The organism is Streptomyces sp. NPDC057280, assembly GCF_042668605.1.
GTDB lineage: Bacteria > Actinomycetota > Actinomycetes > Streptomycetales > Streptomycetaceae > Streptomyces.
Genome location: NZ_JBHUYR010000004.1, coordinates 609,346 through 621,560, shown reverse-complemented (window position 1 = coordinate 621,560; position 12,215 = coordinate 609,346). Strand labels below are relative to the sequence as shown.

The following is a 12,215-nucleotide window of genomic DNA, read 5'->3' as shown; positions in this document are numbered from 1 at the left end:
GCGGTCCGCATGCGCGGCGGGCCCCGGGCACGTTGGCTGCCCCTGAGGCGCACGGGCCTTTTCCGATCCTCGGCGGCGCATGGGACGTACCGCCAACCGTGCCGCCGGAGGGCAGTCCATGCGTACAAGTCAGCTTCTCCTCCGCTCCGGCCTCGCCGCGGCGGCAGGCGCCGCGCTGGCCGTCTCCCCGGCGGTCGCGGCCTCGGGAATCTCGGTGAGCACCACCGGCTCCACGGTCTCGGTGACGACCAGTGCCTGCACCCAGGTCAACGGCAGCTGGGGCACCGCCTCGCTCCTCAACAGCAGCCAGGCGAACTTCGCCCAGGGCCGTCAGGTGACGCTGTCGGGGGTGAACTCCCTGCAGTCGGCGGCCTGGTCGAGCGTGAGCCCCGGGACGTACACGGTCGTCGTCATGTGCTCCAACAACGCCACCGCGGGCACCCAGTCGGTCATCGTCTCGACGGCCTCCACGCCGACCATCTCCGCGACCGCCTCGCCCTCCCGGGGCGTGATGGGCGGCCTCGGCGGCGGCATCAAGGACTACGGTCCGCTCACCCTGGGCGCCGGTGCCGCGCTCGTCGGGATCGGCGGCATCGCGGCGGCCTGGTTCCTGCGCCGCCGCGCCAAGCCCTACCGGCTCTGATCGGGCAGTTCCGCGAACTCCTCCAGCGCGTGGGTGAGCCACCGCGTCCAGAAGGTCTCCAGATCGATCCCCGCCCGCAGGATCAGGTGCTGCAACCGGTCCTGCGGGCTGTCCTTGCCCGGCGGGAAGTCGCGCTGCTCGATCTCCTCGTACTCCGACAACTGCCGCCGGTGCAGCTCCAGATGGCGGCGCAGATCGGCCTCGATGCCCGCGACGCCCTCGGTGCCGACCACGGCCGCCGCCCGCAGCCGCAGGAACAGCGTCTCGCGGTACGGCTTGGGGTCCTGGGACGCGGCAGTCCAGCGGGCCAGTTCGGCGCGGCCCGCGGGCAGGACCTCGTAGCTCTTCTTCTGCCCGCGCGCCGGCTGTGGTGACGGCAGCGCCCGGATGTGCCCCTCGGCCTCCAGTTTTCCCAGCTCGCGATAGATCTGCTGGTGCGTCGCCGACCAGAAGTAGCCGATCGACCGGTCGAACCGGCGGGTCAGTTCGAGACCCGAGGACGGCTTTTCCAGCAGGGCGGTCAGGATCGCGTGCGGGAGTGACATGGGGTCATCCTAGGGAGGCCCCGAGGGGCGTCATCGGTGCCGAAACGGTCGCTACAGGCCTGCCGCGACCTCGGTGCCCTGCTTGATCGCGCGCTTGGCGTCCAGTTCGGCGGCCACGTCGGCGCCGCCGATGAGGTGGGCCTTCACACCCGCGGCGACCAGCTCCTCGTACAGGTCGCGGCGCGGCTCCTGCCCGGTGCACAGCACGATGGTGTCGACCTCCAGGAGCGTGCTCTCCTCGCCGACGGTGACATGCAGTCCGGCGTCGTCGATGCGGTCGTAGCGCACGCCCGGGACCATGGTGACGCCGCGGTGCTTGAGCTCGGTGCGGTGGATCCAGCCGGTGGTCTTGCCGAGCCCGGCGCCGACCTTGCTGGTCTTGCGCTGGAGCAGGTGGACGGTGCGCGGCGGCGCGGGGCGCTCGGGGGCGGCGAGACCGCCGGGGCCGGTGTGGTCCATGTCGACGCCCCAGTGGCGGAAGTACGTCGCCGGCTCCTCGTGGGCCTTGTCGCCGCTGTCGGTGAGGAACTCGGCGACGTCGAAGCCGATGCCGCCGGCGCCGAGGATCGCGACGCGGTCGCCGACCGGGACCTTGTCGCGCAGGACGTCGAGGTAGCCGACGACGCTCGGGTGGTCCACGCCGGGGATGTCGGGGGTGCGGGGCGTGACGCCGGTGGCGACGACGACCTCGTCGTAGCCGTGCAGGTCGGCCGCGGACACGAGGGTGTTCAGGCGTACGTCCACGCCGTGCCAGTCGAGCTGGTGGCGGAAGTAGCGCAGGGTCTCGTCGAACTCCTGCTTGCCGGGGACCTGGCGGGCGACGTTGAGCTGGCCGCCGATCTCGCTCGCGGCGTCGTACAGCGTCACCTCGTGGCCGCGCTCGGCCGCCGAGACCGCGCAGGCGAGTCCTGCCGGGCCGGCGCCCACGACCGCGACGCGCTTCTTCAGGCGGGTCGGGGACAGCACCAGCTCGGTCTCGTGGCAGGCGCGCGGGTTGACCAGGCAGGAGGTGATCTGAAGGCTGAAGGTGTGGTCGAGACAGGCCTGGTTGCAGCCGATGCAGGTGTTGATGGCCTCGGGCTTGCCCGCGGCGGCCTTGGCGACGAAGTCGGGGTCGGCGAGCATCGGGCGGGCCATGGACACCATGTCCGCGTAGCCCTCGGCGAGCAACTCCTCCGCCACCTCGGGGGTGTTGATGCGGTTGGTGGTGACGAGAGGGATCGACACCTCGCCCATGAGCTTCTTGGTGACCCAGGCGTACGCGCCGCGCGGCACCGAGGTGGCGATGGTCGGGATGCGGGCCTCGTGCCAGCCGATGCCGGTGTTGATGATCGTCGCGCCGGCCGCCTCGACGGCCTTGGCGAGGGTGACGACCTCGTCGTGGGTGGAGCCGCCGGGGACGAGGTCCAGCATGGAGAGCCGGTAGACGATGATGAAGTCCTCGCCGACGGCCTCGCGCACGCGTCGCACGATCTCCACCGGGAAGCGCATCCGGTTCTCGTACGAGCCGCCCCAGCGGTCAGTCCGCTGGTTGGTCTGGGCGGCGATGAACTCGTTGATCAGATAGCCCTCGGAGCCCATGATCTCCACGCCGTCGTAGCCGGCCTGCCGGGCGAGGCGGGCGGCGCGGGCGTAGTCGTCGATGGTCTGCTCGACCTCGGCGTCGGTGAGCTCGCGGGGCGGGAAGGGGCTGATCGGCGCCTGGAGGGGGCTCGGGGCGACCAGGTCCTGGTGGTAGGCGTACCGGCCGAAGTGCAGGATCTGCATCGCGATCCGGCCGCCCTCGCGGTGCACGGCCTCGGTGATGACCCGGTGCTGGTCGGCCTCCGCCTCGTCGGTGAGCTTCGCGCCGCCCTCGTAGGGCCGCCCGGCGTCGTTGGGCGCGATGCCGCCGGTGACGATGAGCCCCACTCCCCCGCGCGCCCGCTCGGCGTAGAAGGCCGCCATGCGCTCGAACCCGCGCTCGGCCTCCTCCAGGCCGACATGCATGGAGCCCATCAGGACGCGGTTGGGCAGCGTGGTGAAACCCAGGTCCAGCGGGCTCAGCAGATGGGGGTAACGGCTCATGGCAGGCCTCCGTGCGCGGTGTCGTCCCTCCTGTTGTAGAGGACCGCGCACGGTTTATGCAACTAGTTGCAGAACCAGGCCGGGGGTGATGTGCCGCAGGTCACCTGCTCTCCAGCAGAACATGCAGTTCCCGCTCCTGGTCCCCGGAGGCCGAGGAGAGGTCGCGGACCGTGAACAGGGAGTCGAGGGTGGAGCGCAGCCGTTCGATGGCCCAGTAGCCGCCCTGCGCGTCGGCCTCGACGGAGGACGAGAGCCGGGGCGGGGCCGCGCACTCCTGGACGTCGGTGACCTCGAAGGTGCCGAGCCACACCATGGGACGGCTCTCATGGAGCTGCTGGGGCACGTCGGCGGCGGGCCGGTCGGACTCGAAGCACTGGCTGAGCGCGTCGAACACGATCCGGGCGTCCTCCTTGCTGCAGCCGCTGATCTCCACAGAAACGGCTTCCTCGTGCATCCGCTCACGATCCATCGTGATCGCTCCTCTCATGGTGGTGGCGCGGTGCACGGGTTCCCCCGTGCACCGCGCCACACCTTCAGAAAAGCACCACTGCCGGGCCGGGACCAGTCGCGGCCTCAGCTCTTGGTGAAGCGGTACGTCTTGCTGTCGGTCAGGACGCAGAACCCGGGCGAGACGACGATCACCCGCAGGGTGCCGGTGCGCCGGTCGTAGTCGATGCCCTCGGCCTCGAAGGTGCCCGAGCAGGAGCTGCGCAGCGGGAGCTGGCGGAGGGCGGTGACATGGCCGGTGACGCTGCTCGTGCCCGGTTCGGCGGACAGGTCGATCTGGAGCAGCGGCTTGGTGATGCCGAAGAGGGTGCCCGCCGGGTCGTCGGAGGAACAGAGCAGCCGCGTCGAGGTGACGAAGTCACAGCCCTGTACGTCGCGTACGGCGTGGTCGAGGGTGACGGTGGAGGCCTGCGGGAGGTTCGCCGAGGGCGAGGTGCTCGCGTTGACGCCGGGGGTCGGGAAGACCAGGAAGCGGGTCATGGTGCCGTACTCGCCGGACAGCATCCACTGGCCCGACGGGGCGATGGCGACCCAGGAGTTGTTGAGCGCCTCCCCGCCGCCGAGCGTGTGGACGTACTCCGACCACGTGCCGCTCGGGGACTGCACCCGGTACATCTTCGCGGTGCCCGAGTCCGCCTGGTAGGGCTCGATGTAGTAGCCGTCGTAGGAGGCGTCGGGGTCGCCGACGTGGTTCCAGCCGCGGCTGGACACGCTCAGCGGGATGGTGCCGATGCCCGTGTAGCGGTTGGCGCTGTTCGCCGGGACCTCGACCGAGGTCAGGCCCTGGCTCTCGGTGAGCGGGTCGGCGCGGTCGGAGCCGACCTCGGTCCAGGTGTCGGCGGCCGTCGCGGGCGTGGCGGTCGACACGACGGCGGCGGTGGCGAGGGCGACGAGTCCGGTCAGGGCGGCTCGGCAACGTTGCCGGGTGCGCAGGGGCATGGCGGGCGGCTCCTCGGAGGGGGGTGGATGCGCTCGGCGGACAGTGTGGCGTCCCCAGGTAGTCATGTACAGACCAATCGGGGAACGGCGAACCGAACTTCTGCCCTCACAGGACGCACTCCCCCGTGTTGAGGGATGGTGGAGGAGGACGCCGATGGCGCCCCAGAGGCGGTTGAACGCGGTAGAACAGGGGAGTCGGCACGGGGGACGACGTGCCGTGTGGACGGTCGAAGGCGGTGCGTGCGATGAGTGCAGCCCGGTCTCCCGTCGCCGAGGGCGACGAACCGGTGCGCGGGGCGGTACGGCCCAGCGGGCTGCTCGATGTGCTGGGTGTGGCCTCCGTGGTGCTCGACACCCAGGGCCGCATCGTGCTGTGGAGCCCGCAGGCGGAGGAGCTGTTCGGTTACTCGGCCCGGGAGGCGCTCGGCCAGTACGCCGCCCGGATCATGGTCCACGAGCAGTACCTCGACCTCGTCGTGAAGCTCTTCGCCGACGTCATGGCCACCGGGCAGAGCTGGGCGGGTGCCTTCCCGATCCGGCGCAAGGACGGCACCACGCGTCTGGTGGAGTTCCGCAACATGCGGCTCCTCGACGACCACGGGGACGTGTTCGCCCTCGGCCTCGCGGCCGACCAGTCCACCGTGCGCAGCCTGGAGCGGGACGTGGCGCTGTCCACGCGGGTGGTGGCGCATTCCCCCATCGGCCTCGCCGTCCTGGACACCGACCTGCGGTACGTGTCGGTCAATCCGGCACTCGAACGGCTCAACGGCGTCTCGGCCGAGGACCACCTCGGCCGGACGGTCCACGAGGTGCTGCCCCACCTCGACACCGAGGCCCTGGAAGCCGCGGCGCGCGATGTCCTGAAGACCGGCCGCCCGCTCATCGACCGCGAGACCGTCGGCCGCACCCCCGCCGACCCGGACGAGGAGCACGCCTGGTCCATCTCCCTGTACCGGCTGGAGGACGCCCTCGGCACCGTCCTGGGGGTGGCCGCCTCGGTCGTCGACGTCACCGAGCAGCACCGGGCCGCCGTCGAGGCGGAGTCCGCGCGGCGGCGGCTCGCCGTCATCGCGGACGCCTCCGCCCGGATCGGCACCACCCTGGAGCTGGACCGCACGGCCCGCGAGCTGGCCGACGTCGCCGTGCCGGAGCTCGCCGACATAGCGGCCGTGGATCTGCTGGAGGCGGTGGTGGACGGCAGGCGCAGCAGCCTCGGCCCCACCGAGCCGGCCGTGATCCGCGCCCTCGCCGTCAAGGCGGACGACGAGACCTCGGCGGCGCTCGGTGCGGCCGACCCGCCCGGGCAGGTCGCGCGGTACGGACCCGACCGCCTCGTCACCGAGTGCGTGCGCACGGGGCTGCCGGTGATGGTGGCCGAGGTCGCGGAGGCCGACCTGCCGCGCATCGCCCGTTCCCCGGAGGCGGCCGGGCTGCTGGCCCGCGCGGGCGTGCACTCGTATCTGGCGGTGCCGTTGATCGCGCGCGGTGAGGTGCTCGGCGCCCTGGACCTCAAGCGCACCGGCAATCCGCTGCCGTTCAGCGAGGACGACCTGCTGCTGGCCCGGGAGCTGGCGGCGCGGGCGGCCGTGCAGATCGACAACGCCCGCTGGTACCAGAACGCCCGCGACACCGCGCTGACCCTCCAGCGCAGTCTCCTGCCCAGCCATCCGCCGGTGACGGGCGGCCTGGAGGTCGCCTCCCGTTACCAGCCGGCCGGGGCCACGGCCGAGGTGGGCGGCGACTGGTTCGACGTGATCCCGCTCGACGGCTGCAAGACCGCGCTCGTCGTCGGCGACGTGATGGGCAGCGGCATCAACGCCGCGGCCACCATGGGCCGGCTGCGCACCGCGACCAACACCCTGGCCTCCCTCGACCTCGAACCGGCCCGGCTCCTGGAGCACTTGGACAAGATCACCCAGGATCTGGACCACTCCATCGCGACCTGCGTCTACGCCGTCCACGACCCGCATCTGCGGCAGTGCCGGATCGCCAACGCCGGGCATCTGCCGCCGGTGCGGCTGCGCGCCGGACGCAAGCCGGAGCTCCTCGAACTGCCCACCGGGGCGCCGCTGGGCGTGGGCGGGGTGGCGTTCTCCACCACGACCGTCGACCTCGATCCCGGCGACCGGCTGGTCCTTTACACGGACGGCCTCGTGGAGACCCGCCAGCACCCGCTCGACGAGCGCCTCGACGCCCTCCTGGAGCTGCTCGACGGCCCCGACCGGGCCCTGGAGGAGGTCTGCGACCTCCTCGTCCGCACGCTGCACCAGCCGGACAACTCCGACGACGTGGCGCTGCTCATCGCCCGCGCACAGACACCGAGCTGATCTTCGCTGTCGCGCGCGAGGATTCACAGGCAGGCATTACCCGCTCCTTATCGGCCGCCCACGACAATCACAGCAAGGCAGGGCACAGAGCCAGAACGCCGGTAGGAGCGAGCCATGACGCACGATCCGGATCAGGAAACGACGCGGCCCGAGGTGCTCGTCGGACCCGGCGGGTCCGGGGAACCCGGTGCGCTGCGGGACCGGTGGCGGCGCCGGTCCGTCCGCTCGCGAGCGGTGACGGCCGCGGTGGCCGCGGCCGCCCTCACGCTCGGCGGCGCGGCCGTCGCCTACGCCGCCACCTCGTCGGGCTCGGACGGCGGAGCGACACCCTCCGCCTCGGCTTCGGCGTCACCGTCACCCGGCGAGCGCGGGCCCGGGCACCCGCACGGCTGGTGGCTCGGGGGCGGCGAGGGGGTGCACGGGGAGTCGACGGTGAAGGACCGCGACACCGGCAAGTGGGTCGTACGGGTGTGGCAGCGCGGCACCGTGGAGAAGGTGGACGGCGACCAGGTGACCGTCAAGAGCGAGGACGGCGCCCGGTGGACGTGGACCGTGGCCTCCGACGCCACGGTGCTGCGGGAGGGTGACAGGGGTTCCGGTGCGGGCGCCCTCAGCAAGGGCGACACGGTCTACCTCTCCGGCACCCGCTCCGGCGACGGCACCAGGACCGCCGACCACGCTTTCGCCGGCACCTGGGAGAAGCCGGACCCGGGCACATGGCGGGACAAGGTGCCGGGTCCGGAGAACTGGCGTGACGGTTTCCCGGGACACGGCCGGGGCGGCATGCCGTCGCCGTCGGAGAGCGGCGCCACCACCTGATGCCCCTTACCCCCTGACCCCGATCACGACGTGGGCGTACAGCTCCTCGGAGACGAGCAGACGCGTCGTCAGGCCGCTGCGGCTGAAGGCGTCGACGGCCACCGAAGCCTGGCGCTCGCTCGTCTCGACGAGCAGACAGCCGCCGGGGGCGAGCCAGTCGGGCGCCTCGGCGGCCACCCGGCGCAGCACGTCGAGGCCGTCGGAGCCGCCGTCCAGCGCCACCAGCGGTTCATGGTCGCGGGCCTCCGCCGGCAGCAGTCCGACCTCTTCGGTGGGGACGTACGGCACGTTCGCCGCGAGGATGTCCACGCGCCCGCGGAGCCGCTCGGGCAAGGCCTCGAAAAGGTCGCCCGCGTGGACGCGGCCGTCGTAGGCGGCGACGTTGCGGCGGGCGCAGCGCACCGCGGCCGGGTCGATGTCGGCGGCATGCAGTTCGGCTCCGCCGAGCGCGTCGGCCAGGGCCACCCCGACGGCGCCCGAGCCGCAGCACAGGTCCACGACCACGGCCGCGGCCGGGGCGTGGGCGAGAGCCTGCTCGACCAGGAACTCGGTGCGGCGCCGGGGCACGAACACGCCGGGTTCGACGGTGATGCGCAGCCCGCGGAACTCGGCCCAGCCGACGACGAGTTCGAGGGGGACGCCGGTCGCCCGGCGGTCCACCATGGCCGCCAGCTCGTGAGGCGTGCGCGCGGCGGCGAGGATCAGCTCCGCCTCGTCCTCGGCGAAGACGCAGCCCGCGGAACGCAAGGCGGCCACGACCGAGTCACGGGAGGCGGGAGCGGAGGAGGAAGAGGAAGAAGAGGAAGAGGGAGAAGAAGGAGACAAGGGAGGCATGGAAGCCGAGGGCCTTTCGGTAGCCGAAGGGCGCTCTCGCGGTCACCTACCGCCGGTGATCCGCGCCGACTCGGGGAGCGAGCACCCGACCTGACACAGCGGTAATGGGTCTCACCTCCTCGGTCCAGTGGCCGGGAACGTCCCCGGCCGGACGGCAACCTTACCCGAAGGATCACACCCCGACCGTCTCCTCGATCTCTTCCTCCTCCTCGTCGGCCTCGCGCACCGCCGGGGCGGCCTGCTCGGGCGCCTCGCTCCGCTCGTGGGCCGCGGCGACCGCCGTGACGGCGAGCCCGAGCAGCAGCCAGATCACCAGCGTCCAGACGTTGCGGGCCAGGCCGTCGCCGTCGAAGTACAGCAGGCTGCGGGCGCCCTCGACGAACCCGGCGCCGTTCCAGAAGGCGTGCAGGGTGCCGAAGAAGCCGTTCTGGAGCTCGGGGCGGTACAGGCCGCCGGAGCTGGTGAAGTTGAGCATCACGAACAGGACCATCATCGTGAGGGTGGTCCAGCGCTTGAGGAAGGTGTACAGACCGACGCCGATCAGCAGGATGCCCGCGGAGTAGAGCCACGCCATGCCCCACAGGCCGGCGAGGCCGTGGTGGGCGAGGTGGAAGACGGGTCCGGCGAGCAGCGCGCCGATGCCGCTGACGACCGCGGAGACGCCGACCGCGAGCAGCGCCCGCACCCTCAGGGGCAGACCGGCGCCCGCGGCGCCGAGCGCGGCGACCGAGGCGTACGAGCCGATGCTCAGCGCGATCAGCAGGAAGAACAGGCCCTGCCCGGTGGGGTCGTCGGCGACGGGTGCGGCCACGTCGGTCACCTTCAGCGGCACGCCCTGTCCCGCGGCGACGGGCGTGAAGACCTTCTCCACGGCCAGCGCGTCCATGTCGGAGGCGGCACTGGCGATCACGAGCTCGGGCGTCTTCGCGCTCGGCACGTAGGCGCCGGATATCTCGCGTGACCGCAGCAGGTCGACGCCCTCGGCGCGGGTGGCCACCGTACGGACGTCGAGGGCCTCCCCCGCCTTGTCCTTGACGGTCTGGGCGAAGACCTTCGCCTCCGGACCGGCGCCGACGACGGCGACCGGCAGATGGTGGGGCTCCGGGGTCACGAAGGCCCCCATGTACGCGAGCCCCATGCCGATGCACATCAGCAGCGGGGTGACCAGGTGGGTGAGCACATGGCGCAGCGCGGGCGACCTCATCGTGCGCGACCTCCGAGTTCAACGGTTGGCCAAGAAACGGGTTGACCAAGAAACGGGTGGACCAACAAATGGTTGGCTTATACAACTCTCACTTCAAGTTGTACTATACAACCAGAACTGGAAGAGGGTCCGGAGGAGGGTTTTCGTGGACGCCACCGAGGCCGTCGAGAGCATCCAGCGCGAGATGACGGCCTTCGCCCGTCGCGCGCGGGCCTCGGCGGGGCGCATGCACCCCGAGCTGTCGCTGGTCTCGTACACCCTGCTCGGACATCTGGAGGAGCGCGACGGCTGCCGGGCGACCGATCTGGCCGCGCACTACGCCCTGGACAAGTCCACGGTCAGTCGGCAGGTGGCCGCCCTGGAGCGGGCCGCGCTCGTCGAACGGCGGGTGGACCCGGACGACCACCGCGTGCAGGTGCTGCATCTGACGGCCACCGGCCGGGAGATCCTCGCCCAGGTCACACAGAGCCGCCGGGCCGCCTTCCAGGAGCGGCTGGCGGACTGGCCGGAGGAGGATCTCGTACGGTTCGCCGGTTATCTCGTGCGCTACAACTCCCCCGGCACGGACCGCCCCTAGGACACCGCCACCAGCCGCTCCGGGGCGCGGGCCGCCGCGAACGCGGTCGTGCGGCGCAGCCGGAAGCCGAGGGCCTCGTACAACCGGATGGCGTTGGTGTTCTGGGCGCTGGTGTGCAGGAACGGGGTCTCGCCGCGCTCCCTGATGCCGTGCGCGACGGCGAGGATCAGCCGGGTCGCCAGACCCTCGCCGCGGAAGGCGGGGTCGGTGCAGACCGCGCTGATCTCGGTCCATCCCGGCGGGTGCAGCCGCTCCCCCGCCATCGCGATGAGGGCGCCGTCCCGTCGTATGCCCAGGTAGGTGCCCATCTCGATGGTGCGGGGCAGGAAGGGGCCGGGCCGGGTGCGTTCGATCAGGTCGAGGATCTCGGGGACGTCGGCGGGGCCGAGGCGCACCGCCTCCGGTTCGGGGGCGGCGGCGAGTCCGTCGTCCACGAACTGCACGCCCTCCATCCGGAACGTGACCTCCCAGCCCTCCGGCACCTCGCCGCGGAAGCCCGGCAGCGGCACCTCGGCGCCGGGGCCCGCGAGCGCCGCGAGGTCCGCCCAGTCGTCCGGGGTCGGGTCCTCGGGGAGCGCCAGCCACGGGGAGACGTCGACGGGGTAGCGCAGGACCCGGCCCCGCCGTTCGGCGAAGTGGGCGTGCGGGCCCGTGAGGGAGGCGAGGGCGGGGTTGTCCAGGACGTGGGCCGCGCCCACCCGCGCGGTGCGGAGCTCGCTCATCGGGCGACCTCGATGACGACCTTGCCGCGGGCGTGGCCTTCCTCGACGGTGCGCAGCGCGTCGCCGGCCTCGTCGAGGGGGAAGCGCCGGATGACGTGCGGGTCGAGGCCGCCGTTCACCACGAGCCGGGCGACGGTGTCCAGGACGGCCGCCGTGCGGGCCCGGGCCACGCGGGCGCCACCGAGTTCGGCGACCACCTCGGGCGGCGCCCCCGCGGTGATGAGCTTCGTCCGGTCGGTGAGGAGCCGCGCCGCCTCGGCCGGCACCTCGCCGCCGACGAGGTCGTAGACCCCGTCGATGCCCTCCGGGGCCGCCGCCGCGGCGCGCTCGGTCCAGCCCGGTCCGGAGGGGACGTGGACCGCCCCGAGCGCCTCGACGAAGTCCTTCTTGCCCTCGCTCGCGACGCCGAGCACCCGCACTCCCTCCGCCCTGGCGATCTGTACCGCCGCCGAACCGACCCCGCCGCCGGCTCCGGTGACCAGCAGCGTCGCGCCACTCGGCAGGCCGAGCTGGCGGATCCCGTCGTACGCGGTCGCGGCGGCGACGGGCAGGGTCGCCGCGTCGGCGAAGGACAGCCCGGCGGGCTTGTGCGCGGTGAGCGCGGCGGGCAGCAGCGCGTACTCGGCGTACCCACCGGCCGCGGTGTTGCCGAACACCTCGTCGCCCACGGCGAACCCGTCCACGTCCGCGCCGATCTCCTCGACGACCCCCGAGACCTCGCTGCCGAAGACGGCCGGGAAGACCGGTGCGCCGGACTCCGTGGGACGGCGGTAGCCGGTGCGGAGCTTCCAGTCGATGGGGTTCACGCTCGCGACGCGCACCGCGACCAGGATCTGACCGGGGCCGGGCACCGGGCGGTCGACCTCGACGAGGGCCTCCGTCTCCGGTCCGCCGAACCGCGTGTACACGTACGCCTTGGGCATGGCTCCCACTCTCCTTAGCTCGCGCCGGGCATCAGACGGCAAGGAGGACCGGCGGACGGCTATTCCCGCGGCGGCGGAGAGTTCATACGCGCTTAATGAATGCCGCGG

General features: G+C 72.3%; 12 protein-coding genes. 4 read left to right on the top strand and 8 right to left on the bottom strand.

From position 1 onward, the window contains the following. The first annotated feature begins 118 nt into the window (after nucleotides 1-118). Nucleotides 119-643, top strand: a complete 525-nt coding sequence (locus tag ACFUO4_RS26665) for a hypothetical protein (RefSeq protein ID WP_383489268.1) — start codon at nucleotides 119-121, stop codon at nucleotides 641-643. On the opposite strand, the gene ACFUO4_RS26660 is transcribed toward ACFUO4_RS26665, so the two are convergent. The 4 genes from ACFUO4_RS26660 to ACFUO4_RS26645 all read right to left on the bottom strand — a co-directional run bounded on the left by ACFUO4_RS26660 (nucleotide 631) and on the right by ACFUO4_RS26645 (nucleotide 4,701). Beyond that, nucleotides 631-1,188 carry a PadR family transcriptional regulator gene (locus tag ACFUO4_RS26660; protein ID WP_383489265.1) on the bottom strand — a complete coding sequence of 186 codons (558 nt, stop codon included), beginning with the start codon at nucleotides 1,186-1,188 and terminating at the stop codon, nucleotides 631-633. The two genes, ACFUO4_RS26665 and ACFUO4_RS26660, sit on opposite strands and share 13 nt — an antisense overlap. Before the next feature lie 51 nt (nucleotides 1,189-1,239). Then, a complete protein-coding gene (locus ACFUO4_RS26655; protein WP_383489262.1) occupies nucleotides 1,240-3,255 on the bottom strand; it encodes an FAD-dependent oxidoreductase in 2,016 nt (671 codons plus the stop codon). A gap of 100 nt (nucleotides 3,256-3,355) precedes the next feature. Then, nucleotides 3,356-3,724 carry a hypothetical protein gene (locus ACFUO4_RS26650; RefSeq protein ID WP_383489259.1) on the bottom strand — a complete coding sequence of 123 codons (369 nt, stop codon included), beginning with the start codon at nucleotides 3,722-3,724 and terminating at the stop codon, nucleotides 3,356-3,358. 104 nt (nucleotides 3,725-3,828) lie between these two features. Beyond that, nucleotides 3,829-4,701: a hypothetical protein gene (locus tag ACFUO4_RS26645; protein ID WP_383489256.1), complete on the bottom strand. Its 873-nt coding sequence runs from the start codon at nucleotides 4,699-4,701 to the stop codon at nucleotides 3,829-3,831. Nucleotides 4,702-4,946: 245 nt separating this feature from the next. Here ACFUO4_RS26645 and ACFUO4_RS26640 point away from each other — a divergent pair, with 245 nt between their 5' ends. Further along, nucleotides 4,947-7,028: a SpoIIE family protein phosphatase gene (locus tag ACFUO4_RS26640; RefSeq protein WP_383489253.1), complete on the top strand. Its 2,082-nt coding sequence runs from the start codon at nucleotides 4,947-4,949 to the stop codon at nucleotides 7,026-7,028. 114 nt (nucleotides 7,029-7,142) lie between these two features. After that, the gene (locus ACFUO4_RS26635; RefSeq protein ID WP_383489251.1) at nucleotides 7,143-7,847 is read left to right on the top strand and encodes a DUF5666 domain-containing protein; all 705 of its coding nucleotides are present in this window, start codon (nucleotides 7,143-7,145) and stop codon (nucleotides 7,845-7,847) included. A gap of 6 nt (nucleotides 7,848-7,853) precedes the next feature. Here the strand turns inward: ACFUO4_RS26635 and ACFUO4_RS26630 are convergent, their stop codons facing one another. Together ACFUO4_RS26630 and ACFUO4_RS26625 are read right to left on the bottom strand one after the other, a co-directional pair. Continuing rightward, nucleotides 7,854-8,603: a putative protein N(5)-glutamine methyltransferase gene (locus ACFUO4_RS26630; RefSeq protein WP_383489248.1), complete on the bottom strand. Its 750-nt coding sequence runs from the start codon at nucleotides 8,601-8,603 to the stop codon at nucleotides 7,854-7,856. A gap of 250 nt (nucleotides 8,604-8,853) precedes the next feature. Continuing rightward, a complete protein-coding gene (locus tag ACFUO4_RS26625) occupies nucleotides 8,854-9,885 on the bottom strand; it encodes a hypothetical protein (protein ID WP_383489245.1) in 1,032 nt (343 codons plus the stop codon). Nucleotides 9,886-10,069: 184 nt separating this feature from the next. Here ACFUO4_RS26625 and ACFUO4_RS26620 point away from each other — a divergent pair, with 184 nt between their 5' ends. Beyond that, a complete protein-coding gene (locus tag ACFUO4_RS26620) occupies nucleotides 10,070-10,462 on the top strand; it encodes a MarR family winged helix-turn-helix transcriptional regulator (protein WP_383489804.1) in 393 nt (130 codons plus the stop codon). Here the strand turns inward: ACFUO4_RS26620 and ACFUO4_RS26615 are convergent. After that, a complete protein-coding gene (locus tag ACFUO4_RS26615) occupies nucleotides 10,459-11,184 on the bottom strand; it encodes a GNAT family N-acetyltransferase (RefSeq protein ID WP_383489242.1) in 726 nt (241 codons plus the stop codon). The two genes, ACFUO4_RS26620 and ACFUO4_RS26615, sit on opposite strands and share 4 nt — an antisense overlap. Continuing rightward, on the bottom strand, nucleotides 11,181-12,107 hold the full coding sequence (locus ACFUO4_RS26610; protein WP_383489239.1) for an NADP-dependent oxidoreductase: 927 nt from the start codon (nucleotides 12,105-12,107) through the stop codon (nucleotides 11,181-11,183). Before ACFUO4_RS26610 ends, ACFUO4_RS26615 begins: the two co-directional genes overlap by 4 nt. Between the last annotated feature and the right edge of the window lie 108 nt (nucleotides 12,108-12,215).

Coding starts and splice junctions, on each gene's coding strand:
- ACFUO4_RS26665 (WP_383489268.1), top strand. CDS start 119: ATGCGTACAAGTCAGCTTCTCCTCCGCTCCGGCCTCGCCGCGGCGGCA.
- ACFUO4_RS26660 (WP_383489265.1), bottom strand. CDS start 1,188: ATGTCACTCCCGCACGCGATCCTGACCGCCCTGCTGGAAAAGCCGTCC.
- ACFUO4_RS26655 (WP_383489262.1), bottom strand. CDS start 3,255: ATGAGCCGTTACCCCCATCTGCTGAGCCCGCTGGACCTGGGTTTCACC.
- ACFUO4_RS26650 (WP_383489259.1), bottom strand. CDS start 3,724: ATGGATCGTGAGCGGATGCACGAGGAAGCCGTTTCTGTGGAGATCAGC.
- ACFUO4_RS26645 (WP_383489256.1), bottom strand. CDS start 4,701: ATGCCCCTGCGCACCCGGCAACGTTGCCGAGCCGCCCTGACCGGACTC.
- ACFUO4_RS26640 (WP_383489253.1), top strand. CDS start 4,947: ATGAGTGCAGCCCGGTCTCCCGTCGCCGAGGGCGACGAACCGGTGCGC.
- ACFUO4_RS26635 (WP_383489251.1), top strand. CDS start 7,143: ATGACGCACGATCCGGATCAGGAAACGACGCGGCCCGAGGTGCTCGTC.
- ACFUO4_RS26625 (WP_383489245.1), bottom strand. CDS start 9,885: ATGAGGTCGCCCGCGCTGCGCCATGTGCTCACCCACCTGGTCACCCCG.
- ACFUO4_RS26620 (WP_383489804.1), top strand. CDS start 10,070: ATGACGGCCTTCGCCCGTCGCGCGCGGGCCTCGGCGGGGCGCATGCAC.
- ACFUO4_RS26615 (WP_383489242.1), bottom strand. CDS start 11,184: ATGAGCGAGCTCCGCACCGCGCGGGTGGGCGCGGCCCACGTCCTGGAC.
- ACFUO4_RS26610 (WP_383489239.1), bottom strand. CDS start 12,107: ATGCCCAAGGCGTACGTGTACACGCGGTTCGGCGGACCGGAGACGGAG.